The 24,119-nt window shown below is 66.4% G+C and carries 22 protein-coding genes; 11 read left to right on the top strand and 11 right to left on the bottom strand.

The features are described from left to right. Nucleotides 1-23: 23 nt before the first annotated feature. Nucleotides 24-1,349: a glycoside hydrolase 5 family protein gene (locus ACQY9P_RS11780; RefSeq protein ID WP_421739074.1), complete on the top strand. Its 1,326-nt coding sequence runs from the start codon at nucleotides 24-26 to the stop codon at nucleotides 1,347-1,349. A 59-nt stretch (nucleotides 1,350-1,408) separates the two neighbouring features. Here the strand turns inward: ACQY9P_RS11780 and ACQY9P_RS11775 are convergent, their stop codons facing one another. Further along, the gene (locus ACQY9P_RS11775; protein WP_421739075.1) at nucleotides 1,409-1,756 is read right to left on the bottom strand and encodes an endonuclease domain-containing protein; all 348 of its coding nucleotides are present in this window, start codon (nucleotides 1,754-1,756) and stop codon (nucleotides 1,409-1,411) included. Between the two features lie 203 nt (nucleotides 1,757-1,959). Here ACQY9P_RS11775 and ACQY9P_RS11770 point away from each other — a divergent pair, with 203 nt between their 5' ends. Then, nucleotides 1,960-3,582 carry a carboxylesterase/lipase family protein gene (locus ACQY9P_RS11770; RefSeq protein WP_421739076.1) on the top strand — a complete coding sequence of 541 codons (1,623 nt, stop codon included), beginning with the start codon at nucleotides 1,960-1,962 and terminating at the stop codon, nucleotides 3,580-3,582. On the opposite strand, the gene ACQY9P_RS11765 is transcribed toward ACQY9P_RS11770, so the two are convergent. The 4 genes from ACQY9P_RS11765 to carA form a co-directional block, all read right to left on the bottom strand. After that, nucleotides 3,579-3,974 carry a hypothetical protein gene (locus ACQY9P_RS11765; RefSeq protein ID WP_421739077.1) on the bottom strand — a complete coding sequence of 132 codons (396 nt, stop codon included), beginning with the start codon at nucleotides 3,972-3,974 and terminating at the stop codon, nucleotides 3,579-3,581. The two genes, ACQY9P_RS11770 and ACQY9P_RS11765, sit on opposite strands and share 4 nt — an antisense overlap. 330 nt (nucleotides 3,975-4,304) lie before the next feature. Beyond that, nucleotides 4,305-4,910 carry a hypothetical protein gene (locus tag ACQY9P_RS11760; RefSeq protein ID WP_421739078.1) on the bottom strand — a complete coding sequence of 202 codons (606 nt, stop codon included), beginning with the start codon at nucleotides 4,908-4,910 and terminating at the stop codon, nucleotides 4,305-4,307. Continuing rightward, nucleotides 4,903-6,084 (bottom strand): AAA family ATPase, encoded by a 1,182-nt coding sequence (locus tag ACQY9P_RS11755; protein ID WP_421739079.1) that lies wholly within the window; start codon nucleotides 6,082-6,084, stop codon nucleotides 4,903-4,905. The genes ACQY9P_RS11760 and ACQY9P_RS11755 overlap by 8 nt, the downstream gene beginning before the upstream one ends. Nucleotides 6,085-6,117: 33 nt before the next feature. Then, the gene (gene carA, locus ACQY9P_RS11750; RefSeq protein WP_421739080.1) at nucleotides 6,118-7,284 is read right to left on the bottom strand and encodes a glutamine-hydrolyzing carbamoyl-phosphate synthase small subunit; all 1,167 of its coding nucleotides are present in this window, start codon (nucleotides 7,282-7,284) and stop codon (nucleotides 6,118-6,120) included. 298 nt (nucleotides 7,285-7,582) lie between these two features. Between carA and ACQY9P_RS11745 the strand changes: the two genes are divergently transcribed. Both ACQY9P_RS11745 and ACQY9P_RS11740 read left to right on the top strand, forming a co-directional pair. Further along, a complete protein-coding gene (locus ACQY9P_RS11745; protein ID WP_421739081.1) occupies nucleotides 7,583-7,867 on the top strand; it encodes a DUF1272 domain-containing protein in 285 nt (94 codons plus the stop codon). Nucleotides 7,868-7,956: 89 nt separating this feature from the next. Beyond that, nucleotides 7,957-8,100: a hypothetical protein gene (locus tag ACQY9P_RS11740; RefSeq protein ID WP_421739082.1), complete on the top strand. Its 144-nt coding sequence runs from the start codon at nucleotides 7,957-7,959 to the stop codon at nucleotides 8,098-8,100. Between the two features lie 71 nt (nucleotides 8,101-8,171). On the opposite strand, the gene ACQY9P_RS11735 is transcribed toward ACQY9P_RS11740, so the two are convergent. Both ACQY9P_RS11735 and ACQY9P_RS11730 read right to left on the bottom strand, forming a co-directional pair. Continuing rightward, a complete protein-coding gene (locus ACQY9P_RS11735) occupies nucleotides 8,172-9,371 on the bottom strand; it encodes an acyl-CoA dehydrogenase family protein (protein ID WP_421739083.1) in 1,200 nt (399 codons plus the stop codon). Nucleotides 9,372-9,435: 64 nt separating this feature from the next. Further along, nucleotides 9,436-11,760 carry a TonB-dependent receptor gene (locus ACQY9P_RS11730; RefSeq protein WP_421739084.1) on the bottom strand — a complete coding sequence of 775 codons (2,325 nt, stop codon included), beginning with the start codon at nucleotides 11,758-11,760 and terminating at the stop codon, nucleotides 9,436-9,438. Nucleotides 11,761-11,885: 125 nt separating this feature from the next. Between ACQY9P_RS11730 and ACQY9P_RS11725 the strand changes: the two genes are divergently transcribed. Further along, nucleotides 11,886-12,620, top strand: coding sequence for a helix-turn-helix transcriptional regulator (locus tag ACQY9P_RS11725; RefSeq protein WP_421739085.1), 735 nt, complete (start codon nucleotides 11,886-11,888; stop codon nucleotides 12,618-12,620). A gap of 70 nt (nucleotides 12,621-12,690) precedes the next feature. Continuing rightward, a complete protein-coding gene (locus ACQY9P_RS11720) occupies nucleotides 12,691-13,395 on the top strand; it encodes an HAD family hydrolase (protein WP_421739086.1) in 705 nt (234 codons plus the stop codon). Between the two features lie 11 nt (nucleotides 13,396-13,406). Here ACQY9P_RS11720 and ACQY9P_RS11715 read toward each other — a convergent pair whose 3' ends face one another. Continuing rightward, nucleotides 13,407-14,492, bottom strand: coding sequence for an acyltransferase family protein (locus ACQY9P_RS11715; RefSeq protein ID WP_421739087.1), 1,086 nt, complete (start codon nucleotides 14,490-14,492; stop codon nucleotides 13,407-13,409). Nucleotides 14,493-14,695: 203 nt separating this feature from the next. On the opposite strand from ACQY9P_RS11715, the gene ACQY9P_RS11710 reads away from it, so the two are divergent. The 4 genes from ACQY9P_RS11710 to dnaG all read left to right on the top strand — a co-directional run bounded on the left by ACQY9P_RS11710 (nucleotide 14,696) and on the right by dnaG (nucleotide 19,887). Next, nucleotides 14,696-15,085: a group III truncated hemoglobin gene (locus ACQY9P_RS11710; protein WP_421739088.1), complete on the top strand. Its 390-nt coding sequence runs from the start codon at nucleotides 14,696-14,698 to the stop codon at nucleotides 15,083-15,085. 11 nt (nucleotides 15,086-15,096) lie between these two features. After that, nucleotides 15,097-15,813 carry a 2OG-Fe dioxygenase family protein gene (locus tag ACQY9P_RS11705; protein ID WP_421740111.1) on the top strand — a complete coding sequence of 239 codons (717 nt, stop codon included), beginning with the start codon at nucleotides 15,097-15,099 and terminating at the stop codon, nucleotides 15,811-15,813. 110 nt (nucleotides 15,814-15,923) lie between these two features. Next, entirely contained in the window at nucleotides 15,924-17,861 is a 1,938-nt protein-coding gene (locus ACQY9P_RS11700; RefSeq protein ID WP_421739089.1) for a PAS domain-containing protein, read from the top strand. Between the two features lie 127 nt (nucleotides 17,862-17,988). Continuing rightward, entirely contained in the window at nucleotides 17,989-19,887 is a 1,899-nt protein-coding gene (gene dnaG / locus ACQY9P_RS11695; protein ID WP_421739090.1) for a DNA primase, read from the top strand. Nucleotides 19,888-19,924: 37 nt separating this feature from the next. Here the strand turns inward: dnaG and ACQY9P_RS11690 are convergent, their stop codons facing one another. Beyond that, entirely contained in the window at nucleotides 19,925-20,206 is a 282-nt protein-coding gene (locus ACQY9P_RS11690) for a BrnA antitoxin family protein (protein ID WP_421739091.1), read from the bottom strand. Beyond that, nucleotides 20,166-20,438 (bottom strand): BrnT family toxin, encoded by a 273-nt coding sequence (locus ACQY9P_RS11685; RefSeq protein ID WP_421739092.1) that lies wholly within the window; start codon nucleotides 20,436-20,438, stop codon nucleotides 20,166-20,168. The genes ACQY9P_RS11690 and ACQY9P_RS11685 overlap by 41 nt, the downstream gene beginning before the upstream one ends. A gap of 577 nt (nucleotides 20,439-21,015) precedes the next feature. Here ACQY9P_RS11685 and rpoD point away from each other — a divergent pair. Beyond that, nucleotides 21,016-22,974, top strand: coding sequence for an RNA polymerase sigma factor RpoD (gene rpoD, locus ACQY9P_RS11680; protein ID WP_421739093.1), 1,959 nt, complete (start codon nucleotides 21,016-21,018; stop codon nucleotides 22,972-22,974). A 77-nt stretch (nucleotides 22,975-23,051) separates the two neighbouring features. Here rpoD and ACQY9P_RS11675 read toward each other — a convergent pair whose 3' ends face one another. Continuing rightward, on the bottom strand, nucleotides 23,052-24,092 hold the full coding sequence (locus ACQY9P_RS11675) for an NAD(P)-dependent alcohol dehydrogenase (RefSeq protein ID WP_421739094.1): 1,041 nt from the start codon (nucleotides 24,090-24,092) through the stop codon (nucleotides 23,052-23,054). Nucleotides 24,093-24,119: the final 27 nt, after the last annotated feature.

Here is a 24,119-nt window from a genome sequence, read left to right as displayed (position 1 = left end):
CAGAGCGCGCGACGGAGGACGCCATGACCCTTTCCCGCCGCGCCGTACTGGCCGCCCTGGCCGCCGCGCCCGCCCTGGCCACGCCCGCCGCCGCCTCCGCGCCGAAGGGCTTTGTCGCCGTCCGCGACGGCCGTCTGGTGCTGGACGGCAAGCCCTATCGCTTCGTCGGCGGCAACCTCTGGTACGGGGCCTGGCTGGGCTCGCCGGCCGCCTATGGCGATCGCGCGCGGCTGGGGCGCGAGCTGGACAAGCTCAAGAGCCTGGGCGTCACCAACCTGCGGATCCTCGGCTCGGGCGAGCGGTCGCCGGCCAAGGTGGCGCTGGACCCCACGTTTCGCGGGCCGGGCCAGGACTATAGCGCCGACCTGCTGACCGGTCTGGACGTGGTGCTGGCCGAGATGGGCAAGCGCGACATGAAGGCGGTGATCTACCTCAACAACTTCTGGGACTGGTCGGGCGGGATGCCGGCCTATCTGAACTGGACCGGCAACGGCGCCTGGTTCCAGCAGGGCGACCCGGCCCACCCGTGGCCGCTGTTCGCCGACTACTCGGCCCGCTTCTATGGCGACGACAAGGCCAACGCCCTGTTCCGCCACTATGTGAAGGCCCTGGTCGGCCGCGTCAGCACCGTCACCGGCAAGGCCTATCGCGACGACCCGGCGATCATGGCCTGGCAGTTGGCCAATGAGCCCCGGCCGGGCGGCTCCGAGGCCTTCGGGGTCGGGAACCTGCCCACCTATTACCGCTGGATCAGCGAGACGGCGGCCTACATCAAGACGCTGGACGCCAATCATCTGGTCTCGACCGGCAGCGAGGGCGCCATGGGCTGCCTGGAGCGCGAGGCCTGCGTGGTCGAGGCGCACAAGCCCGCCGCCATCGACTATGTCACCCTGCACGTCTGGCCCAACAACTGGGGCTGGATCGACCCCAAGAACCAGCCGGCCACCTATGCCACCGGCGAGGCCCGGTGCATCGACTATGTCACCCGCCACATCGCCCTGGCCAAGGGGCTGAACAAGCCGCTGGTGATCGAGGAGTTCGGCCTGATCCGCGACGACCGCGCCTTCGCCCCCGACGCTCCGGCCAGTCTGAAGGACCGCTTCTACAAGACGATCCATGGCCTGGCCCTGGCCGACATGAAGGCCGGCGGCCCCGTGGCCGGCACCAATTTCTGGGCCTGGAACGGCGAAGGCCGCGCCCAGCACCCCGACGCCTGGTTCGCCAAGGGCGACAAGAGCTATGTCGGCGATCCGCCGCAGGAGGAGCAGGGCCTGTTCGGCGTGTTCGACACCGACACCTCGACCCTGGCGGTGATCGCCGAACACGCGAAGGCAGTGGCGGCTTTGTAGAAATCCCTCTCCCGGAGGGAGAGGGCGGGGCCCGCGCGAAGCGTGGGAGGGTGAGGGGCTTAGGCCCTGGCCGTCCTGAGCGCGGCGAGAATCGCCTCACCCACACCGCCTGGATCGGTCATCACCAACTCGTTCTGAAAACGCAGCACCGTATAGCCGCAAGCCTCGATGACTTCGGTGCGCGCCATGTCCAGAATCTCGGCCTCTTCGGCCGCGTGAACGGGCCCATCCAGTTCGACGACCAGCCGCGCCTCGACACAGGCGAAGTGCGCGAAGTAGCGGTCGATCGGAACCTGTCTGCGGAACTTGAAGCCCTCCAAACGACGCCCGCGAACCAGCGCCCACAGCCGAGCCTCTGGCATGGTCTGGGTTTGCCGCAGGCGACGAGCGGTGGCGGTACGATCCATGGTCGCGATCGAAGATCGACGCCCTGCAAGTCGCAAGCAAAGTAACCGGGATTTCGCGGAAAGGTCCAAGCCCCTCACCCTCCCATGCTTCGCATGGGCCCCACCCTCTCCCTCCGGGAGAGGGATTCAAAATCCTTGTCCACCGGTGTCATTGCTTGTGATACCTCTTCCGCCAAGCTCGCCAGAAGCCGTCGGAGGACACCATGGACACCCGTAACGCCGTTGATCGCAGGGGCCTGCTGATCGCCGCCGGGGCCTTGGCCCTGACGCCCGGCGCGGGGTTCGCCGCCGATCTCAAGCGCTCGCCCGTCGTGGCCACCACCGCCGGCAAGGTGCGCGGAGCCAGCGCTGACGGGGTCCATGTCTTCAAGGGCCTGCGCTATGGGGCCGACACCGGCGGCGCGCGGCGGTTCATGCCGCCCGTCAAGCCGCAGCCCTGGACCGACGTGAGGGACGCCCTGGCCTATGGCGCGGCGTCGATGCAGACCGGCAAGGGCGAAGAAGGCGAGACGCTGTCGGAAGACTGTCTGTTCCTCAATGTCTGGACGCCGGCGAAAGCGGGCAAGGCCGGGCTTTCGGACGGCGGCAAGCGGCCGGTGATGGTCTACATCCACGGCGGCGCCTATAATGGCGGCTCGGGGGGCAGCCCCTGGTACGACGGGACCAGGCTGGCCAGGCGCGGCGACGTCGTCGTGGTGACCGTCAACCACCGCCTCAACGCCTTCGGCTATCTCTACCTCGCCCGCCTGTTCAACGATCCCAGCGTCGCCGACAGCGGCAATGTCGGCCAGATGGACCTGGTCCTGGCCCTGCGCTGGGTGCGCGACAACATCGCGGCCTTCGGCGGCGATCCGGACCGGGTGATGCTGTTTGGACAGTCGGGCGGCGGCGCCAAGATCGCCACCCTGATGGCCATGCCGTCGGCCAAGGGCCTGTTCCATCGCGCCGCCACGATGAGCGGCCAGCAGGTCACCGCCGGCGGCCCGTTCAACGCCACAAAACGGGCGCAGCTGTTCCTCGACAAGCTGGGGATCAAGGATCTGGACGCCCTGCGCGCCCTGCCCGCCGACCAGATGCTGAACGGCCTGAAGGCGGTCGATCCGATCGCCGGAACCGGCGGAGTCTATATGGGCCCGGTGCTGGACGAGCGCTCCCTGACCCGCCACCCGTTCTTCCCCGACGCCGCGCCCGAGGGCCTGAGCGTACCGATGATGTGCGGCAACACCCATGACGAGACGCGCGGCTTTGTGGGCTGGGACCTCAAGGTCTTCGAGATGACCTGGGAGCAGGTGGTCGCCAAACTGCCCGGCCAGTTCAACGCCCGCATCGACATCGATCCCGAGACCGTCGTCGCCGCCTATCGCCGGATCTATCCGCACTATTCGCCGTCCGACGTCTATTTCGCCGCCAGCACGGCCGGCCGGTCGTGGAAGGCCGCGATCATCCAGGCCGAGGAGCGGGCGAAGGCCGGCGCGCCGGCCTATGTCTATCAGGTGGACTGGAAGTCGCCCAAGGACGGCGGCGTCTGGGGCGCGCCGCACACCATCGACATCGGTCTGGTGTTCGGCACGCTGGACGCCAGGGGCTCGATCGTCGGGACGGGTCCCGACAGCGTCGCCATGTCGAACGCCATGAGCGACGCCTTCATCGCCTTCGCCCATACGGGCAATCCCAACTGCGCCGCGATCCCGGCCTGGGAGCCCTACACCCTGCCCCGCCGCCAGACGATGGTGTTCAACACCCCCGCTTCGGCCATGGCGGATGATCCGCGCGGGGCGGAACGGGAGCTGTTCAACAAGGTCCCGTTCACCCAGTTCGGAACCTAGGCGGCGGCCTCTTCCTCGTCCTCGTCGTCCTCATCTTCCGGATCGGAGATCAGGGCGGCGTCGCGCAGGGCTTCGGCCTGGTCGGCGACCTCGGCGATGATGTCGTCATCGACGCCGCGCGCCTCGAGGGCGGCGGCCAGGTGGCCGATGATCAGGTCCAGTTCGTCGTCGCCCAGACCCAGTTCGAGCAGCCACGCCAGGGCCGGCTCGACATCGTCATGTCCGTCGGCGCGACCGGCGTCCAGCGCCACCGAGACGAAGGCGCGGCCCCCGGCGGAAATCGCCGGACCATACACATCGGCCAGGCGGTCGTCGGCCTGGGCGCGCAGGAAGAAGTCGTCGATCACGGCCCGGGCCGCGGTCTCGCCGCCGATACGTTCATAGGGTGTCATGGAGATTCCTCGACGAAGCCAAGTGGAAGCCAACGCGAACTTGGAACCGAACAGGCAAACGCTAACACGCCCCTCCGGCGGGAGCGTGATGAGGCCATGACATTCTGATCTTGTTTTCGTGAACCGGTCCTCTCCCCGCGGGGAGAGGATCAGGGCCGCCTACTTCGCCGCGTCCATCAGGCCGGCGAAGCAAGCCTGGAAGCCCTACACCCTAACCCGCCGACAGACGGTGGTGGTCAACACCCCGGCCTCAAAATGCAGGACGATCCGCAGGGGCAGAGTGGGAGTTCTTCAACCGCGTGCCGTTCACACCGTTCGAGAATTAGGGGACTAGTTTTCCAACCGATTGACCAAGCTTCTCAGGCAGCGAATTGCTCGGTCCAACGAAGAATTTGGGATCAAAGCCGAAGCGATTTCCGGCCGCCAATGCTTGATGACGAAATCAGTCATAAACGCAGAAAACTCTGGCCCCTCAGACGCACCCGAACTGACTGAAGGCACCATTGCAAGCCGGATATCTTTTGACTTTGAGTTCGCGGCCAAATCGACGACGGCGCGCTTAGCATCTAAAATAGATTCCGGATCGTTTGGCAGTCGAGCCAGAGGAACCTTCAAAAAATGAGACATCGCAGCTCGATCTGCCAGAAGCCAAGATTCTATTTGTCGAACAGCTATTCTCAAGCAGAGAAATTGCGGCGTTTCAGCAGAGAGCCTGCGGGCTAGAAGCGGGGCGCAAATCTCATCACGGTCAAGATCTCGGATGATTAGCCACGGAAGATGGTGCGATGACTGCACATACTTCGCTATTACCGGATCAAGCTTGCTTTTTCCACCGGCCACTCTTTTGAGGCCGGGAATTCCACCGCAAAATTCAATGATGCGGGCTGCGACAATCGCATCAAGCTCACCTTCTGTCGCGTAATTTATCTCAGGCACTGATGACATCGAACAGCGACAGCTGCTCAATTCCCTGCGGCTTCGCAAGCGGCATTACAGCTTCACCGACGGTCAGCCCAGAAGCAACTAGTTGTCGAACTCTCTCGTTATCATCGGCAGTTTCGATTTTTGTTCCATTGTCACCAGGTATTAAACGATGAACTTCTTTCAATCCAATGCCAGAGCCGCCCGTAATAGCTTCTGAGTGGGTGGTAATGAGCACCTGCCTACCAGAATGACGTTGCATACGAGCAATCATTGCCGGGAGCTGCAAAGCTACCTCTTGATGTAATGACAATTCAGGCTCTTCCAGTAAAAGAGGCCCCGCAGGTTCTGCCACAGACCAGAGAAATCCGATCAACCTCAAGGTTCCATCGGAAAAAACTTCTTCTGTTTGAAACGAAGGGTTTGGACGCCAATGCTTGAATCCGGCCGATAGGTGCGGCCTCCCCTCCCCGTCATGGTCTAACTTTAGTTCTACAAAGCGAGGAACTGCAATTTTAAGCGCCTCACCAATCCGACGCAGGCGTGAGTCTCGGGTTCTTTTAGGTGTTTCATTGATCCGACGAAGTAGGTCTCCGCCAAATGGATCATCGCCGCGCTCAAGTGATCGCCTAGGATCGCGTACAATCTGAGGAACAACATGAAGATAGCGGATCGAGTCAAAAAATACCGCTAACTCTCTAAAATCCTTATTTGAAGAAACCTGCTGTATCAAAGTCTGACTAAAACGAAGTCCATCCTTGTCACTCCCCCGCTTTAGAGATGAAACTAGGACGCCGAGGCGATAAATTTCCTCGTCATAGACTGATACAAAGTCCTCCTTACCAAATCTAGTAAAATTTATCCTGTAAGACCATAGCTTTGGCTGCTCATCTGTACCGACGTCAGCTTCAATTTGAACCTCAGTTCGAGACCCGCGAGCCTCCAGGCATCGCAACGAGACTATCCCACCGCGATCAGCGACAGCCGCACTCAGGCCGCCGCCCACTGGTTTGACGAGATCTCGAAGGAATCGAATGGCGTCTAGGAGATTTGACTTCCCAGCAGCATTAGGACCAACAAAGAAGGCGCGCTGCGAAAGATAGACTTCCGCTTCCCGGAAATTTCGCCAGTTCCTGACCTTCAGGCGTGTAAGGCGGAGACCAGCAGTCTTCGATCGATTGGTAGCCATAGAAGCGTGTTTAGCATCACGCTTCGCATAAGCCTACTTCGCCGCGTCCATCAGGCCGGCGAAGCGCTCGAACAGATAGAGGCTGTCGGTCGGGCCGGGCGAGGCTTCCGGGTGGTGCTGCACGCTGAACACCGGCTTGCCCTCAAGCGCGATGCCGGCGTTGGTGCCGTCGAACAGCGAGACGTGCGTCTCGGTGACCGGGGCCGGCAGGGTGGCGCTGTCCACCGTGAAGCCGTGGTTCATCGAGACGATCTCGACCTTGCCCGTGGTCAGGTCCTTGACCGGGTGATTGGCCCCGTGGTGGCCCTGCTCCATCTTCACCGTCTTGGCGCCGAGCGCGAGGGCCAGCATCTGATGACCCAGGCAGATGCCGAACACCGGCTTGCCGCTGGCGACCAGTTTCTGGATCTCGGGCACCGCATATTCGCCCGTCGCGGCCGGGTCGCCCGGGCCGTTGGACAGCAGCACGCCGTCGGGATTGCGGGCCAGGATGTCCTCGGCCGAGGTGTTAGCCGGCACCACCGTGGCGCGGGCGCCGACATGGGCCAGGGCGCGCAGAATGTTGCGCTTGACGCCGTAGTCGAGGACCACGACCTCGTACTTGGGCTTGTCCAGCTTGGCGTAGCCTTCCGGCCACGACCACAGCCCCTCATCCCAGGTGAAGGTCTGGGTGGTCGAGGCGTCCTTGGCCAGGTCCAGGCCTTCCAGGCCGGGCCACGCCTTGGCCTTGGCGACCAGCGCGTCGAGGTCGAACACGCCGTCGGGGCTGTGGGCGATGACGCCGTGCGGCATGCCGGTTTCGCGGATCTTGCGGGTCAGGGCGCGGGTGTCGACGCCGGCCAGACCGACCATGCCGCGACGCTTCATCCAGCCGTCGAAATCGCTATTGGCGCGCCAGTTGGCCGGATCGGTCGGCACGTCGCGAAAGATCGCGCCGCGCGCGGCCGTCTCGGCGACGCCGGTGATCTGCTCGACATCCTCGGCGTTGGTTCCGACATTGCCGACATGCGGGAAAGTGAAGGCCACGATCTGGGCCATGTAGGACGGGTCGGTCAGGATTTCCTGATAGCCGGTCATGGCGGTGTTGAAGCACACCTCGCCGACCGCGTCGCCGACCGCGCCGCAGCCCACGCCTTGCAGGATCGTGCCATCGGCCAGGGCCAGGATTCCGGTAACGCCGGGGAGAAGGTCTTTGGACATCTCGGAAAGCGCCTCCAGAACGCATGTCTATTGTCGCAAAAAGGCGGGCCGGGTGTAACCCCGCCCCGCCCGTTCAGCGGACGATCTTCGCGCAAGACGGACTATGGGGGTCGCCCCTGCCCGCCGCGCAAACGGCGGCGTGTCTAGGGGGTGGCGACGGGGGGGTCAACCCCTTCGATCACGGGAGTCCGGGGTCGCCGCCACATTCCCGTGATCGGCGAACGAGTCCCCTCGCCGCGAGCCCCCTCAACCCCTTATGCTGCCTAGGCTTAAGCATAAGAACACGGGAGGACGGCCCATGCTCGAACTGCGTCCCAATTGTGAGTGCTGCGATCGCGACCTGCCGCCTTCCAGCGACCAGGCCCGCATCTGCACGTTCGAGTGCACCTTCTGCGCCGACTGCGCCGACCATCGATTCTTTGGATCCTGCCCCAACTGCGGCGGCGATCTGGTGGCCCGGCCCATCCGGCCGGAGGGCAAGCTGCACCGTTTCCCAGCCTCGATGCGGCGGATCGTCAAGGCCCACACGGCCTGCGCCGGCGTCCGCCCGCCGGAGCCCGGTCCTTCCTGGGCGACGCCCTGAACGCAAGATGATTAAGGTTCAGCATCCATTCATGAGAGCCCTGCGTTAACTCCTTCAAGTTTACAGTTTGAGCTTCAAGGAGCAGACCGATGGCCACCCTCAGCGCCCCGCGCATCACCCCCTCGAACGGCGCCAAGATGAGCCTGTTCGGTCTTGGTGAAGCGGCGCTGCGCCTGGTGCTGCTGGCCGCCCTGCCGATCACGGCCACGATCTTCGCGCTCCAGACATTCTAGGGTTAGCCCCCGAATCTATCTCCCCCTGAGAGCGGGCCTCAATCCAGATACAAGGTATCAAGGCTCCAGCCCTAAAGCCCCAGCACCAGCCGGCCGATGATGTCGCGCTGGATCTCGTTCGACCCGCCATAAATCGACGCCGCGCGGTTGTTCAGGTAGCGAGCCATCAGCACCAAGGCATACTCCGGCCCTACGACCATCAGGTTGGAGCCCGGCTCGCGGGCCGCCAACTGATGCACCGCCGCATAGTGGCCGGCCGCCTCGACCCCGATCTCGTCCAGCCGCTGCATCGCCTCCGTGCCCTGGATCTTCAGCATCGACGACACCGGCCCGGGATTGCCGCCGGTCGAGAGCGCCGACAGTACCCGGTGCTCGCCCATCTCGACGGCCTGAACCATCACCTGGGCCTCCGACAGCCGCCGCCGGAACAGGGGATCATCAATCAGGCGCGCGCCGTCCTGCGCCTCCAGCGCGGCGATCTCGGCCAGGCGGCTCAGCGACACCTTCAGCCCGGCCGCCGCCCCGCCGCCGCGTTCGAACTCCAGCAGGTACTTGGCCACCGTCCAGCCGTCGTTCTCGGCCCCGACCCGGCCCGACAGCGGCACGCGGACGTCGTCGAAGAACACCTGGTTGACCTCGTGCTCGCCAGCCAAGGTGATGATCGGCTCGACGCGGATACCTGGGGTCTTCATGTCGAGCAGCAGGAAGGTGATGCCCGCCTGCGGCTTGCCCTCCGCGCGGGTGCGGACCAGGCAGAACATGTGAGTGGCCCACTGGGCGTGGGTGGTCCAGATTTTCGAGCCATTCAGGACGTAGTCGTCGCCATCAGCGACCGCCTTCATCTGCAGCGACGCCAGGTCCGAACCGGAGCCCGGCTCCGAATAGCCCTGGCACCAGTAGTCCTCGCCCGACAGGATGCGTGGCAGCAGCAGCGCCTTCTGCTGCTCCGTGCCGAACCGCATGAGCACCGGCCCGACCATCTTCAGCCCCATGGGCGCGAGGTTGGGCGCGCCGGCCGCCGCGCACTCGGCGGCGAAGATGTAGCGGCGCACTTCGTTCCAGCCGGCGCCGCCATGCTCGACGGGCCAGGCCGGCGCCGCCCAGCCCTGGGCGTGCAGGATCCTCTGCCAGGCCAGACTGTGGCGCTTGTCGGTGAAGACGCTGGTCGCCCGCTGGCCCACCTGCCGCAGGTCGGGGGTCAGGGCCCGGTCCAGGAATGCGCGCACGTCGTCGCGGAAGCGCCGGTCCTCCGCGCCGAGGTCGAGGTTCACATCAGGCTCCGGAAAAAGGACGGCCGACGGACGCGCCGCCGGCCGAGTTACCGAGTGGGGTGGTCTAGAAGTTCAAGCGCAGCCGCAGGGCCACCGACCGGGGCCGCTCCGTGGTCGCGAAGTACGAGCCGGTCGCCAGCGGCACGTCATTGGCCGACTGGAAGGTCTGCTCGTCGGTCAGGTTGCGGCCCACCAGCTCGACCGACCAGTCCCGGCTCTCCGGCCCGAAGGCCACCAGCAGGTTGAGCTTGGTGGTCGCGTCCTGGATCGTATTGGGGTCCAGGTCCTGCGCGCCATAATACTGGCCGACATAGTTGGCCTGGCCGTCGAAGGTCAGGCGATAGGCCCCGATCGGCGCTGACAGCCGCGCGCCGAGGCTGGCGGTGACCTTCGGCGTGATCTGGTTGGTCCGGCCGGTCAGGTCGTTGACCCCCGCCGCCGAACAGGCCGCGCCGTTGGCGAAGCCGCCCGCCGCGATCTGGGCCACCGTGCAGCCGGCGTTCTTGTAGTCCGTGTACTGAAAGTCGATATAGCCGACGGCGGCGGTGAAGCTCAGCGCCTCGCTGGCCCGCCAGCGGCCGTCCAGCTCGACGCCCTTGGCCTTGGCGGCGGCGGCGTTGCCGACGACATAGCTGGTGCCGCCGGTGAACTGCGAGGTCTGGATGTCGTCATAGGTGACGTGGAAGACCGCCAGGTTCAGGTCGGCGCTGGACCCGAATTTCAGCTTGGCGCCCGCCTCGTACGAGGTGGCCTTCTCCGGCTTGTAAGCAATCTCCTTGAGCATCCGCGCCTGGTACTGGGAGGCCGTCTCGCCGGCCCGCGCCCCGCCCGTGCCGAAATAGGCGGCGTTGAAACCGCCGCCCAGGGTGCTGTGGGCCGCGCTCACATAGAGGCTGGCCTCCTCGCTGGGCTTCCAGCGCAGATTGGCCGACCACGAGACGTCGTCCTCCTTGCTGCTGGGCCGCAGGTCGTGGGGCGTGGCCTCAAGCACCGCATTGGCAAGCACCGCCAGCACCGGAGCCGGCAGGTCGGCGCCGGTCACCGCGTTGGTCAGGGTGATCAGCTGGTGGGCGTCCTTCTTCTCGGACGCATAGCGCAAGCCGCCGGTGGCCTCGAGCGTGTCGGAAAGCTCCCAGGTGGCCTGGCCGAACACGGCCCACAGCTTGCTCTCCTGGTCGAAGACGCCGAACCGGCTCAGCGGCGGGAACGGCACTCCCAGCGGCACGGTGTTGGCGAAGGTCCAGCCGTCATTGTCCAGCTGGGAGTGCTGCAAATAGATCCCCGCCAGCGGCCGCAGCTTGCCGACCTGTTTGAAGTTGATGCGGCTCTCCAGGCTGACCTGGCTGTAGTCCTCGATCTGCTTGACCTGCAGCACGTCCAGCGGCCCGAGGTCGGCGTCGAAGGCCCGGGTGAAGCCATAGGCCGACCAGGCGGCGATGGTGGTCCAGTCGCCGATGGTGGTGCGCATGTCGAGACGCCCCATCACCTCGTCGGAATCGCCCCTCATCAGATAGGCCGTACCCAAATCGAGGAAGGTCGAGCTGTTGCCCATGCGGGTGCGGCCGTTGATCGTTCCGTCCGAGCCAAGGCTGGTCAGCAGCGGCGCTAGCGCGCCCCCCAGCTTGATGATCTCGATCGGGCTGCCCTTGATGTCAAAATCGCCGTGGTCGTAGCGGGCGAAGAAGGTCGCGTTATCGGCCAGGTCGGCCTCGGCCAAGAGCCGCGCGCCCCAGTTGACGTAGCGGGGCTGGGCCTCGTCGTAATAGCTGTTGTCGACCCAGCCGTCGGACATCTTGTTGTACTGCACGGCGCCCCGCACGCGCAGCCTGTCGTTCACGGGCCCCGACAGGAAGCCGACCACCTCGGTCTCGCCCTGCTCGAACTCGCGGCTGATCGTGGCCGAGCCGTCGAACGCCGAGGTCGGCTTGGCCGAGCTGATGTTCAGGGCCCCGCCGACGGTGTTCTTGCCAAACAGCGTGCCCTGCGGGCCCCGCACAACTTCCAGCATCCCCATGTCGAGGAAGGCGAAGCGCGACTGCACGCCCCTGCCGCGATAGACGCCGTCGACGAAGGTGGCCACGGCCTGCTCGCCGGCCGCCTGAAGGTCGGAGTTGATGCCGCGCATGGCGATCACGTCCGAGATCGGGCTCTGCGACACGGTGAAGTTGGGGATGGTGCCGGTCAGGTCCTGGAACCGGGTCACCCCCTGGGCCGCGAGCGTCTCGCCGCGCACGGCGGTGATCGACAGCGGCACGTCGCGCAGGGTGACCGAGCTCTTGGTGGCGGTGACGATCACCTCTTCCAGCTGTTGTTGCTGGGCGAGGGCCTGGCCCCCGGTCGTTACGGCGGCCCAAACGGCGGCCGACGCCGCCCACAGCGAATGTTTCATCGTTCCCTCCCCGTCCGCCCTGTTTGGCGGCCCATGCGCCACCGCTTCATCGAGCGGCGTTCGATGTCAGGTTGCGCAAGGCGCGGGAGCGCAGCAAGCTAGCGGAAATGATAGGGGGAAGCGGCATGAGCGGGCTGGAGGGCGTCGAGGTTCTGGCGCGCGAGGTCGCCGCCCTGGGCGTCGAGACCGGCCTGCCCTTTATCGCCGCCAGCGCCGACATCGGTAGCCCCAAGCCCATGCTGGGCGTCGATGGCCGCCCCCTGGCCGAGAGCCTGTTCCGCTGGATCGATCCGGAGCTGCAATACTGGCGCGACAGCGGCTTCGCCCTGCGCGCCCCGTTCGTGTTCGCCACCCGTTTCACCGCCGAGCCGTTCTATTTCCAGAACGGTCAGCTGGCGACATGGCGCGACGCGGCCTGGACCAGGACCCTGGGCGCCATCGAGCAGGCGGACAGCTTCGGCGTCGGCGCGGCCATCATCGCCCCGGCCTATCTGCCGCGCGGGGTGATCGGGGCCGTGGTCTGGGCCACGCCCGACGCGGCGACCGACGTACGCTCGATCTTCACGGCCCGGGCCGGTCAGTTCCACGCCCTGGCCCTGAAGCTGACCGGCGCCTACCAGGACCTCGACCTGAAGTCGGCGGGCGAGCAGGCCCGCCTGACCCGGCGCGAGATCCAGTGCCTGAAATGGGCCGCGGCGGGCAAGACCGACGGCGAGATCGGCTCGATCGTCCACATCGCCACCCCGACCGTACGCTTCCACATCGTCAACGCGGCCGGCAAGCTGGGTGTCGCGGGCCGCTCGCAGGCCGTGCACCGCGCCGCGACCCTGGGCTATATCGGCGCGGTCCCCGCCGCCTGACGTGGCGCCAGTTGATGGATCGCCCGGATGTCGTAAGGACGATGGGTAAACGCCAGCCGACAGAAAAGCCATGACCACCATCACCACCGTCGGCGTCGACGCCGATGACACCCTCTGGCACTGCGAGAGCCTGTTTCGCCTGACCCACCAGCGGTTCGTCGACCTGCTGTCCGAGCACGGCGACCAGGACCGTATCGAGGCCCAGCTGGCGGCCACCGAGAAGCGCAATCTTCGGGTCTATGGTTACGGCGCCAAGGGCTTCACCCTGTCGATGATCGAGACCGCGCTGGACCTGACCGACGGCGCGGTCGACACCCGCGTGATCCGCGAGATCCTGGCCGTGGGCCGCGAGATGCTGACCGAGCCGATCGAGCCCCTGCCCGGCGTCGAGCACGCCTTGGCGCAACTGTCCCTGCGCTATCGCCTGGTGCTGATCACCAAGGGCGACCTGCTGCACCAGGAACAGAAGCTGGCTTCTTCAGGCCTGGGCGACCTGTTCGCGGCCGTCGAGATCGTCTCGGAAAAGGACGCCGACACCTATCGCCGGGTCTTCGCCCGCCACGGCACGGGGGCCGAGCAGGCAGTGATGGCCGGCAACTCGATGCGGTCCGACATCCTGCCGGCGCTGGCGGCCGGATCGTGGGGCGCGCTGATCCCCTATCCGCTGGTCTGGGCCCACGAGGCGGCCGAGGCGCCGGTGGAGCACCCGCGCTATGCGGAGCTGGGGTCGATCAGCGAGCTGCCGGCCTGGGTGGATAGCCTCGGCGCAAGCTGAGACGCCAGCGGCTAGGGCTTCGTCCGCTTGCCAAGCCCCGCGATCCAGTCCCGCGCCGGGCGCTCGAACAGCACCAGCGACAGATAGGCCATCGGGATCAGCAGGATCACCCAGGCCAGCACCCACAGGCGCATGGCGTCGCCGTTCAGCTTCCACATCCCGAAGCCCACCCAGTTGAGGGCGATCTTCAGCACTAGCGGGTGCAGCATGTAGAGCGTGAAGCTGAGCTGCGCCCAGGGCGCCAGGCGCTTGCTGACCGGTCCCACGTGGCCGGCGGCGTCGGCCGCCACCCCGGCGAAGCCGATGGCGTACATCAGCAGCAGCAGGGCGGTGCGCGGCGCGCCCTGGCTGGAGGCGACCATGAACGCCGCCAGCAGACCCCACATCACGAAACGCGCGGCCGGCAGCTTGGCCAGCACCGGTCGGACCTGCCAGGCCAGCATGCCCAGCAGGAAGCCGGGCACGGCGCGGGCGACGCCGAAATTGAAGGTCCATTGCGAGAAGGTCTCGCCGTCGCGCGAGATCCAGGCCAGCAGGATCAAGCTGACCGCCGCGCCGGTCGCCGTCCAGATCCAGCCACGTCCGGTGATCCAGAACAGTAGCGGCAGGGCCAGATACATCCCCATCTCGGCGCTGATCGCCCAGCTGACGAAGTTCCAGGTCTGGGCGTGGCAGACGCCCCAGGCGTGGATGAACAGGATGTTGGGGACGATGCAGGAGGCGTCATAGCGCGAGGGGTCGCGCTCGTTGATCAGCCCGGCCGAGCCCGCCGCCGCGATGGCGATGAAGGCCAGCAGGGTCAGCCAGTGCAGCGGCCCCAGCCGCGCCACGCGCTTCTTCAGGAAATCGCCATACCGGGCCGGCGTCGTCAGCCGTCCCGTATAGATGGCGGCCATCACATAGCCGGAGATGACGAAGAACAGGTCGACGATCAGGCTGAAGCTCTTGATCGTGTCGTCGGCCAGCTGCCAGCGGCCGTCCAGATTGATGAAGCGGTTGAAGTGGAAGACCACGATCATCAGGGCCCCCACGATGCGCAGGGCGTCCAGATGCAGCATCTGGTCGGAATCGGGCTTCAGCGGCGGCAGCTTGATCATGCGCCAGAAGTGAGCCGGAGGGTGGAAACGGTCAAGTGATCCTCCCCCCTTGGGGGAGGTGGCCCAGAGGGCCGGAGGGGGCAGCGCGGCGTACGCCCAGATGGCCCCCTCAGTCGCTCCGCGACAGCTCCCCCAAGGGGGGAGCATCGAATTTGATCCGCCTCATGGTTTGGCTTGCGCCCAACCCTCACCATCTAACGCCCATGACCCTGCAGCCCGCCGCCTTCACCGACGCCGAGATCGACGCTCTGGTCGAGACCTTCTACGCCAAGGTCCGCCAGCACCACCGCCTGGGCCCGATCTTCGAGGACGCGGTCGGGGTGAACGGCTGGCCCGAGCATCTGCGGACGCTGAAGCGGTTCTGGGCCGGGGTGCTGCGCGGCGACCGCAGCTACAAGGGCTCGCCCATGGCCGTGCATCAGCGGGTCGAGGGCATTCACGCGGGTCTGTTCACCCCATGGCTGGGCCTGTTCCACGCCACCTGCGCCGAGCTGTTCGACGCCCCGCGCGCGGCGCTGGTGGGGGCCAAGGCCGAGCGGATCGCCCATACGCTCAAGCGGGGTCTGTCGTTCCCATCGGACGCGGTCGCTTGACCGCCCAGACCCTGCGCCAGGCGCTGAGCGACGACGGTTACGCCCGCTGCCCCGCCGAAGACACCCGCGCCCTGCTGGGCCCCGACGCCGTCGCCGGCTGGGCCAGCTTCGCCGACAGTTGGAACGACCTGGGGCTGGACGGCTTCATGGCCGACGGCGGCCGCTATCGCCGCCGTCGCTTCGCCGCCTTCGACGTCGCGCCGGGATCGGTGACGCGCAAGCCGCACCAGCCGCACTATCAGAGCCGCGACTACAACGCCCTGAACGGCGGCGTGCAGCGCTGGTTCGAGCCGGTGACCGACGCCATCGCCGACCACCCGGTGACGCAGGCCGTGATCGCCGCGGGCCTGGCGCTGTTCCATCCCCTCACCCGCAGCCCGCCCGCGTCCTGGCATGTCGAGCTGCACCAGTTCCGCATCGAGGCCCTGCCCGGCGAAACAGGCCAGCCGACGCCGGAAGGCGCGCACCGCGACGGCGTCGACTGGGTGATCGTCATGCTGGTGGACCGCGTGAACGTGCAGAGCGGCGTCACCGACATCTTCGCGCCCGATGGAACCAGCCTGGGAGCCTTCACCCTGACGGCGCCGGGCGAGGCGGTGTTTCTGGACGATCACCGCGTGCTGCACGGCGTGACCGCGATCCGACCCGACAGCGATGGCGGCCCGGCGCGGCGCGATGTGCTGGTGGTCACGTACAGACAGGACGGCGGCCCGCGCGAGGCCGACTGATCGGGTTCATGGAACGACGGTCGGCGCTGCGACCGTTTGCCTCACTCGTTGAGACGCTCGCTCCATGACACGGTGCGCGCCCCGCACTCAAAGTTGAGCGCACGCTTCCGATGCCTCACGACGACGGCGCCTCGACCGAGACAGAGCCCCCTCGGGGACGGGAGGCGTTCTCGTCGGCGATGGCCGACGCCGTTCCGATCCTGATCGCCTATGTGGATCGCGAGGAGCGCTATCGCTTCGTCAATCGGGCCTATGAGCGCTGGTTCGGGATCGACCGCTCGCAGATCGAGGGGCGCACCCTCAACGAGGTGCTGGGCGAGGTCGCCTATGGCCGCCTGCGCGCGCACGTTTCCCGCGCCCTGGCCGGCGAAACCCTGACCTTCGAGGGCGAGATCGACTATCAGGGCGCCGGTCCGCGCCACATCGAGGCCAGCTATGTGCCCGATATCGCGCCCGACGGCGCGGTCCTGGGCTACTATGTGCTGGTCGCCGACATCTCGGCGCGCAAGGCGGTCGAGCAGGAGCTGGCCCGCCTGCTGGACAGCGAGCGCCGCCGCGCCGGCCTGCTGGAGCTGGGCCGGCAGTTGCGCGAAGAGACAGACCCCCTGTCGGCGGCCGACCGCGCCTGCGAGCTCGTGGCCCGCCAGCTTGGCGCGCCCCGCGCCGGCTACGCCGAGGTTCAGCCCGACGGGCTGATGGCCCTGCACATCGGCGAATGGATCGAGCCGGACATGCCCAGCCTGGCCGGCAGCCTTCGCGAGCTCGACGGCTTTGGTCCCGGAATGGCGGCCCAGCTGCGCGCCGGTGGTCAGGTGATCATCTCCGACGTGACACGCGATCCGCTGACCAACACCGACCCCGCGTTCCTCGCCGCCTATGAGGCCCTGCGCATCAGGAGCTTCGTCACCGCGCCCCTGATCAAGGGGCCGCGGATGGCGGCCTATATCTATGTCGCCCAGGACGTCGCCCGCGCCTGGACCGCCGATGAGAGCGCCTTCGTCGCCGACGTGGCCGAGCTGGTCTGGATCGCGGTGGAACGCGCCCGTTCCGACGCGGCGCTGAAGCGGGCCGAGGACACCGAGCGCCTGCTGATCCGCGAGGTCGACCACCGCGCCAAGAACGTGCTGGCGGTCGTCCAGTCCCTGGCCCAGCTGACGCCGTTCGTGGACAAGCGGCAGTATGTGGAGGCGTTGAGCGGCCGCATCGGCTCGCTGGCCCGCTCGCACAGTCTGCTGTCGACCAGCCGCTGGACCGGCGTGCGGCTGGACGCCCTGCTGCATCAGGAGCTGGAGCCCTATGGCGCGGGCAGCGACGACCGCGTGCTCCTGAGCGGGCCGCCGGTGCTGATCCAGGCCCAGGCGGCGCAATCCCTGGGCCTGGTCCTGCATGAGCTGGCCACCAACGCCAGCAAGTACGGCGCCCTGGCCGATGTCACCGGCGCCCTGTCGGTGAGCTGGGCCTGGGACGCCGCGCGGCGCCTCATCCTGATCTGGCGCGAGGCCAGCGCCCAGGTCGTCAGTCCGCCCAGCCACAAGGGCTTTGGCTCCACCCTGATCACCCAGGCCGCCAAGCAGCTGGGCGCCCGGATCGAACAGGACTGGCGCCCCGAGGGCCTGACCTGCCGACTCACGATCGCCAAGGGCGCCCTGCCCTGCGAGGCCGAGACCGTCTTTCCCTCGCCGGCGGCGCCGGGCCCCGCGCCGGACGGCGGCCAGACCCTTCGCGATCAAAGGGTTCTGGTGGTCGAGGACGAGGCCCTGGTGGCCATGGACCTGGCGCGCGTGCTGGCGCAGGCCGGCGCCCAGGTGGTGGGTCCGGCGGGCAGCATCGAGGAAGCCCTCGACCTGATCGCCAGCATGGAGATCGACCGGGCCGTGCTCGACGTCAATCTGGGCGGCAGGATCGTCACCCCCGTGGCCCAGGCCCTGAGCGCCAGGGCGATCCCGTTCGTCTATCTGACCGGCTATCAGGAACCCGGCGTCAGCGACGGGCCGGTGCTGCGCAAGCCGGCCGCCGCCGAACTGCTGCTGAGCGCGCTGGGCGGCTAATCTTCCACAGACTCCGTTCTCCTCGGCGACCCGAAGGGCGGCGAAGCCAACGCCGGGGAAAACGGGGGATAAGCAGAAAATTCTGCGCTCCCGGTCTAGCCTTGGCCTATAAACGGCCCACCCAGCCATGCGTTTTGACGACCGCTTCCTTGAAGAACTGAAGTCCCGCCTTCGCCCTTCCGACGTGATCGGAAAGTCGGTGAAGCTGCGGCGGCAGGGGCGCGAATATGCCGGCCTGTCGCCGTTCACCAAGGAGAAGAGCCCATCGTTCTTCGTCAATGACGACAAGGGCTTCTATCACTGCTTCTCCAGCGGCAAGCACGGCGACATCATCAGCTATCTGCAGGAGACCGAGCGGCTGACCTTTACCGAGGCGGTCGAGCGGCTGGCCTCGGAAGCCGGCATGGTGCTGCCAGAGCCCGATGTCCGCGCCGCCCAGGAAGACAAGAAGCGCCAGGGCCTGGGCGACTGGATGGAACTGGCCGCCGCCTGGTTCGAGAGCGAGCTGCGCCGCCCGATCGGCAAGGACGCCCGCGCCTATCTGGAACGCCGGGGCCTGCCCGAGAGCGAGTGGAGCCGCTTCCACATCGGCTTCGCGCCCAACAACCGCACGGGGCTGAAGGACTATCTGATCGCCAAGGGCGCCAAGCCGGGCGATCTGGTCGACGCCGGCGTGCTGATCGCCCCCGAGGACGGCGGCGCGCCCTATGACCGCTTCCGCGACCGGATCATCTTTCCGATCACCGACACGCGCGGCAAGGTCGTGTCGTTCGGCGGCCGGGCGATGGATCCCGCCGCGCGGGCCAAATATCTCAACGGCCCCGAGACCAGCCTCTTCCACAAGGGCCGGTTGCTGTACGGCCTGTACGAGGCCCGCAAGATCCTGCACGCGGCCCAGGCCGCCGCCCCGACCGAGACCAATCCCCTGGTGGTGGTCGAGGGCTATATGGACGTCATCGCCTGCCAGCGGGCCGGCGTCGCGGCGGTGGCGGCCATGGGCACGGCGATGACCGAGGAGCAGATGGAGGTGCTGTGGCGCCTGCATCCCGAGCCCACCCTGTGTTTCGACGGCGACAAGGCCGGCCAGCGCGCCGCCAGCCGGGCCATGGACCGCGCCCTGCCCCTGCTGAAACCCGGCCGCTCGTTCCGCTTCTCGATGGTGACCGGCGGCAAGGACCCCGACGATGTCCTGCGCGAACAGGGTCCCGCGGCGCTGAAGGCCCAGGTCTCCAACACCACGCCCTTCGTCGAGCAGCTGTTCACCCGCGAGCGCGACCTGGAGCCTCTGGACACGCCCGAGCGCAAGGCGGGGCTGAAGCAGCGCCTGCGCGCCGCCGCCGCCAGCATCGCCGACAAGGACCTGGCCCAGGCCTATCGCGACGACCTGCTGGCGCGTCTCGACGCCCTGTTCCCCCGCGCCGCCTTCACCCCCAACGACGGCGGGCGCGGCGGCGGTGATCGCCCGTTCACGCCGCGCGGCCAGTGGAAGAACGGCAAGCGCGAACCGCCCGATCCCGGGATTCGCGGCATCGCCCGGGCCCAGATCACCGAGCGGCTCAACCCCTTCCACGCCGCCATCGCCCTGGCGGCCATCGACCATCCCGGCTGGGCGCGGCCCTATGACGAGGCGGTCGAGCGCGTGGGCTTTGGCGACCCGCGCCTGCGCGGCCTGGCCCACGAGTTGTTTGAAGCCCTGTGCGACGACATCCACGACGACGCGCCGTTCCGCGAGATCCTGACCCGCAAGGGCTTCGCGCCGCAGATCGCCGAGCTGGAGCGCGTGGCCAAGGCCCTGGATGGCGCGCCGTTCCTGGATCCCAAGATGGAGCCGCCCCGCGCCCGGGCGCTGTGGTCGGCCTGCTACGAGGCGGTGATCGAGGTCGCCAATTCCGAACAGGCCCTGGAAGCCCTGCGCCACGAACCCGTCACCGCCGGCAGCCTGACCGCCACCCGCGACCTGCGCACCCGCATCCTGGTTCTGCAGCGCAAGATCAGCCACCTGGAGTTCTGGCGGGGGGAGAGCTGAGGCCTCTACGGCCATAAGATAGAAAGGCGGTAGAAGCTTAAGCCTCCACCGCCTTTTTCAGGATCTCATTGACCCTGCTTTGCCATCCCGGCCCGCCGGAGCGGAGCCGCTCGATGACATCTTGGTCCAACCGCAGGGTGACCTGCTTTTTGGGTTGTTCCAGCTTAGGCCGACCTCTCTTGGTCAGCGTGCCGGTCGCTGGACGCACCAGACGCTCGCCGTCCCGAACCTCGGCGCGCTCGAAGACGTCAGCCGTCCATTCCGGGGCGTCGTCCGGATCAACCCACGGCGTCTTGGTAGGCTTTTCGTTCCCGGCCATTGCACTCTCTCATCGAAATGATCCGCCGCGCCCCGGCGCGCGGCGTCCAGACCACCATGACGGTCTTGCGGCCCAATCGCCCGATGGTCTGGTAGCGGGTCTCTCCATAATCAACGCGATCGTCCTCAACGGTGACGGTCACGCTTTCGAACACTTGGCCAGCATGCGCCAGATCCAGTCCCCTGTGCTCAAGGGTCAGAGCTTGCTTTTTCGCGTCATACTCGATGTCCATTTTTTGTAGCTACAATAACTTGAGGAAGTCAAGATTTTTGCGACGACGGCATAGTGGTGTCAGTCACTATATACACCCTAAGATTGTCAATCTACGCCGCCGCCTTACCTGCGGGCGAAACAATACAGCAACCGCTGGACGCCCCGCCGCGCCCAATCAATTGCGAGACAAGCCTCAACCGCCCTTGACACCGCCCCTCCGCGCCGCCATTTGCCGACTCAAGGATTTGCCAAGCAGCTGATTGACATCGAGCGGGCCGCCGTCACATCGCGCGCGCCCTTACCGAAACAGGATGTCACCCTCGCCGCCGACGTTGGATCCCAGTGGTCGCGGACTCTAGAGTCGTAACGCACAAGGCCGCGCTGAAGACGCCGTCGTCTCTGCCGGGAGCAATCTCGCGGAGCGATAGTTCATGGCGAACGTTCAGCGCAGGTCTGATGCGACACTTTGAGCCGAGATTTTTTTGGGAAAAAACGAAACGGCCGGCGCGGCTCCAGGCGGGCGGGACCTTTTTCGGATTTAGAATTTTTTCGGCGCCGTTCTCGCGGGGGACGCGGAGCCGATTTCGGAGAGCTTGATGAGCAATAATTCCACGGCCGAAACGGAAGCCCCAGAATCGACCGGCGGCGACGGCCCCCTGCTCGACCTGACCGACGCCGGCGTCAAGAAGTTCATCAAGCAGGCGAAAGCCCGCGGCTTCGTGACGATGGAAGAGCTGAACAAGGTTCTGCCTTCGGAAGAAGTCAGCCCCGACGCCATTGAAGACACGCTGGCCATGCTCAGCGAGATGGGCGTCAATGTCGTCGAGGCCGAAGAAGACGCCGAGACCAACGAAGGCGGCGAAGTCGTCGCCCGCGAAGACAACCAGCAGGTCATCACCTCCGACAAGCCGTCGGCCTATGACCGCACCGACGACCCCGTGCGCATGTATCTGCGCGAGATGGGCAGCGTCGAGCTGCTGTCGCGCGAAGGCGAAATCGCCATCGCCAAGCGGATCGAAGCCGGTCGCGACACCATGATCCGGGGTCTGTGCGAAAGCGCCCTGACCTTCGAAGCCATCATGGTCTGGCGCGAGGAACTGGGCACGGGCCGCATCCTGCTGCGCGAAGTGATCGACCTGGAAGGCACCTACGCCGCCATCAACGGCGTGGCCGCCCAGCCGGCCGCCGACGAGACCGAAGCCGAACCCGCCGAGCCTGTCGACGACGAGGCCGCCGCGCCCAAGCCGGAAGGCGACGGCGACGACGAGGACGATTTCGACGACGGCGCCGGCCCGACCGTCAGCGCCATGGAAGGCGAACTGCGCGAAGGCGTGATGGCCATCCTGGACGCCATCGCCAGCGAGTTCGAGACCTTCCGCAAGCTGCAGGACAAGCTGGTGGGCAGCCGCCTGCGCGGCGAAGACCTCAGCGACAATGACCGCAAGGCCTATGAGGCCCTGTCGCAGACCATCATCCTGCACCTGAAGACGCTGAAGCTGAACAACAACCGCATCGAGGCCCTGGTCGAGCAGCTGTACGCGATCAACAAGCGCCTGATCGGTCTGGAAGGCCGCCTGCTGCGCCTGGCCGACAGCTACGGCATCAGCCGCAGCGAGTTCCTGAAGGCCTATTTCGGCTCCGAGCTGAACCCGACCTGGAGCGATCAGGTCAAGACCATGGGCGTGCGCTGGACCAAGTTCGTCGAGAACGACAACAACTCGGTCACCGACATCCGCAGCGAAATCGCCGCCCTGGCCACCGAGACCGGCGTGCCGATCGACGACTATCGCCGCATCGTCCAGACCGTGCAGAAGGGCGAGCGCGAAGCCCGTCAGGCCAAGAAGGAAATGGTCGAGGCCAATCTGCGCCTCGTGATCTCCATCGCCAAGAAGTACACCAACCGCGGCCTGCAGTTCCTGGACCTGATCCAGGAAGGCAATATCGGCCTGATGAAGGCCGTCGATAAGTTCGAATATCGCCGCGGCTACAAGTTCTCGACCTACGCCACATGGTGGATCCGTCAGGCCATCACCCGCTCGATCGCCGACCAGGCGCGGACCATCCGCATCCCGGTGCACATGATCGAGACGATCAACAAGATCGTCCGCACCAGCCGCCAGATGCTGCACGAGATCGGCCGCGAGCCGACCCCGGAAGAGCTGTCGGAAAAGCTGGCCATGCCGCTGGAAAAGGTCCGCAAGGTCCTGAAGATCGCCAAGGAGCCCATCAGCCTCGAAACGCCGATCGGCGACGAGGAAGATAGCCACCTGGGCGACTTCATCGAAGACAAGAACGCCATCCTGCCCATCGACGCGGCCATCCAGAGCAACCTGCGGGAAACCACCACCCGCGTGCTGGCCTCGCTGACCCCGCGCGAAGAGCGGGTTCTGCGGATGCGCTTCGGCATCGGCATGAACACCGACCACACCCTGGAAGAAGTCGGCCAGCAGTTCAGCGTCACCCGCGAACGCATCCGTCAGATCGAAGCCAAGGCGCTGAGGAAGCTCAAGCACCCGTCGCGGAGCCGCAAGCTGCGGAGCTTCCTGGACAGCTAAGCGCGTTCCGAGAACCCGAAATGCAAACGCCCCGGCCGCAAGGCCGGGGCGTTTTCATGTGACGAAAGCAGAAGGCCCTACAGCGTCGCCATGTCGATCACGAAGCGGTAGCGCACGTCGCTCTTGGCCATGCGCTTGTAGGCCTCGTTGATCTGGTCGATCGCGATGGTCTCGATGTCGGCGGCGATGCCGTGCCGGCCGCAGAAGTCGAGCATCTCCTGGGTTTCCTTGATCGAGCCGATCATCGAGCCGGCCAGGGTGCGGCGGCCGGGGATCAAAGCAAAAGCGTTGAGCGACACGGGCTCTTCCGGCGCGCCGACCAGCACCATCGTGCCGTCAACCTTCAGCAGGTTCAGATACGCGCCCCAGTCGATGCCGGCCGAAACCGTGCAGATGATCAGGTCCAGCGTTCCGGCCAGGGTCTTGAACGTCTCGGCGTCGCTGGTGGCGTAGTAGTGGTCGGCGCCCATCGCCAGACCGTCGGCCTGCTTGGACAGGGTCTGGCTCAGCACCGTGACCTCGGCCCCCATGGCGTGGGCGATCTTGACGCCCATGTGGCCCAGGCCGCCCAGGCCCAGGATGGCGACCTTCTTGCCCGGACCGGCGTTCCAGTGGCGCAGCGGCGAATAGAGGGTGATGCCTGCGCAGAGCAGCGGGGCGGCGGCGTCGAGAGCCAGGTTGTCGGGGATGGACAGCACATAGCCTTCCTTGACCACCATGTGGTCGGAATAGCCGCCATAGGTGGGCAGGTCGCTGCCGGGCTGGGGGCTGCTGTAGGTCTGGACCAGGCCCGGCATGTACTGCTCGCGGTCCAGGTCGCGCGTGGCGCAGCCGATGCAGCTGTCGACGAAGCAGCCGACGCCGACCCGGTCGCCTTCCTTGAAGCGGCTGACCTTGGAGCCGACGGCGGTGACCACGCCGGTGATCTCGTGGCCCGGCACGATCGGGTAGACGCTCTGACCCCAGCCGTTGTCGACCATGTGGATGTCGGAGTGGCAGACGCCGCAATGCTTGATGGCGATGACGACGTCGTCGTCGTTGGGCTCGCGGCGGTCGAAGGTGAAGGGCGCGAGAGGCGCGCCGGCGGCGGGCGCCGCGTAGCCTTTGGCATGGGCCATCGGGAATTCCTTGAATTTCTGGAGATC

The sequence above is a fragment of the Caulobacter sp. genome (assembly GCF_965279145.1).
In the GTDB taxonomy this organism is placed as follows: Bacteria; Pseudomonadota; Alphaproteobacteria; order Caulobacterales; family Caulobacteraceae; genus Caulobacter.
Note: the sequence above shows the minus strand (reverse complement) of the source record. Positions and strands in the feature narration are given on the sequence as shown.

What these genes read in the sequence shown, in the direction of transcription:
- ACQY9P_RS11780 (WP_421739074.1), top strand. Translation starts at nt 24, where the DNA reads ATGACCCTTTCCCGCCGCGCCGTACTGGCCGCCCTGGCCGCCGCGCCC.
- ACQY9P_RS11775 (WP_421739075.1), bottom strand. Translation starts at nt 1,756, where the DNA reads ATGGATCGTACCGCCACCGCTCGTCGCCTGCGGCAAACCCAGACCATG.
- ACQY9P_RS11770 (WP_421739076.1), top strand. Translation starts at nt 1,960, where the DNA reads ATGGACACCCGTAACGCCGTTGATCGCAGGGGCCTGCTGATCGCCGCC.
- ACQY9P_RS11765 (WP_421739077.1), bottom strand. Translation starts at nt 3,974, where the DNA reads ATGACACCCTATGAACGTATCGGCGGCGAGACCGCGGCCCGGGCCGTG.
- ACQY9P_RS11755 (WP_421739079.1), bottom strand. Translation starts at nt 6,084, where the DNA reads ATGGCTACCAATCGATCGAAGACTGCTGGTCTCCGCCTTACACGCCTG.
- carA (WP_421739080.1), bottom strand. Translation starts at nt 7,284, where the DNA reads ATGTCCAAAGACCTTCTCCCCGGCGTTACCGGAATCCTGGCCCTGGCC.
- ACQY9P_RS11745 (WP_421739081.1), top strand. Translation starts at nt 7,583, where the DNA reads ATGCTCGAACTGCGTCCCAATTGTGAGTGCTGCGATCGCGACCTGCCG.
- ACQY9P_RS11740 (WP_421739082.1), top strand. Translation starts at nt 7,957, where the DNA reads ATGGCCACCCTCAGCGCCCCGCGCATCACCCCCTCGAACGGCGCCAAG.
- ACQY9P_RS11730 (WP_421739084.1), bottom strand. Translation starts at nt 11,760, where the DNA reads ATGAAACATTCGCTGTGGGCGGCGTCGGCCGCCGTTTGGGCCGCCGTA.
- ACQY9P_RS11725 (WP_421739085.1), top strand. Translation starts at nt 11,886, where the DNA reads ATGAGCGGGCTGGAGGGCGTCGAGGTTCTGGCGCGCGAGGTCGCCGCC.
- ACQY9P_RS11720 (WP_421739086.1), top strand. Translation starts at nt 12,691, where the DNA reads ATGACCACCATCACCACCGTCGGCGTCGACGCCGATGACACCCTCTGG.
- ACQY9P_RS11715 (WP_421739087.1), bottom strand. Translation starts at nt 14,492, where the DNA reads ATGATCAAGCTGCCGCCGCTGAAGCCCGATTCCGACCAGATGCTGCAT.
- ACQY9P_RS11710 (WP_421739088.1), top strand. Translation starts at nt 14,696, where the DNA reads ATGACCCTGCAGCCCGCCGCCTTCACCGACGCCGAGATCGACGCTCTG.
- ACQY9P_RS11700 (WP_421739089.1), top strand. Translation starts at nt 15,924, where the DNA reads ATGCCTCACGACGACGGCGCCTCGACCGAGACAGAGCCCCCTCGGGGA.
- dnaG (WP_421739090.1), top strand. Translation starts at nt 17,989, where the DNA reads ATGCGTTTTGACGACCGCTTCCTTGAAGAACTGAAGTCCCGCCTTCGC.
- ACQY9P_RS11690 (WP_421739091.1), bottom strand. Translation starts at nt 20,206, where the DNA reads ATGGCCGGGAACGAAAAGCCTACCAAGACGCCGTGGGTTGATCCGGAC.
- ACQY9P_RS11685 (WP_421739092.1), bottom strand. Translation starts at nt 20,438, where the DNA reads ATGGACATCGAGTATGACGCGAAAAAGCAAGCTCTGACCCTTGAGCAC.
- rpoD (WP_421739093.1), top strand. Translation starts at nt 21,016, where the DNA reads ATGAGCAATAATTCCACGGCCGAAACGGAAGCCCCAGAATCGACCGGC.
- ACQY9P_RS11675 (WP_421739094.1), bottom strand. Translation starts at nt 24,092, where the DNA reads ATGGCCCATGCCAAAGGCTACGCGGCGCCCGCCGCCGGCGCGCCTCTC.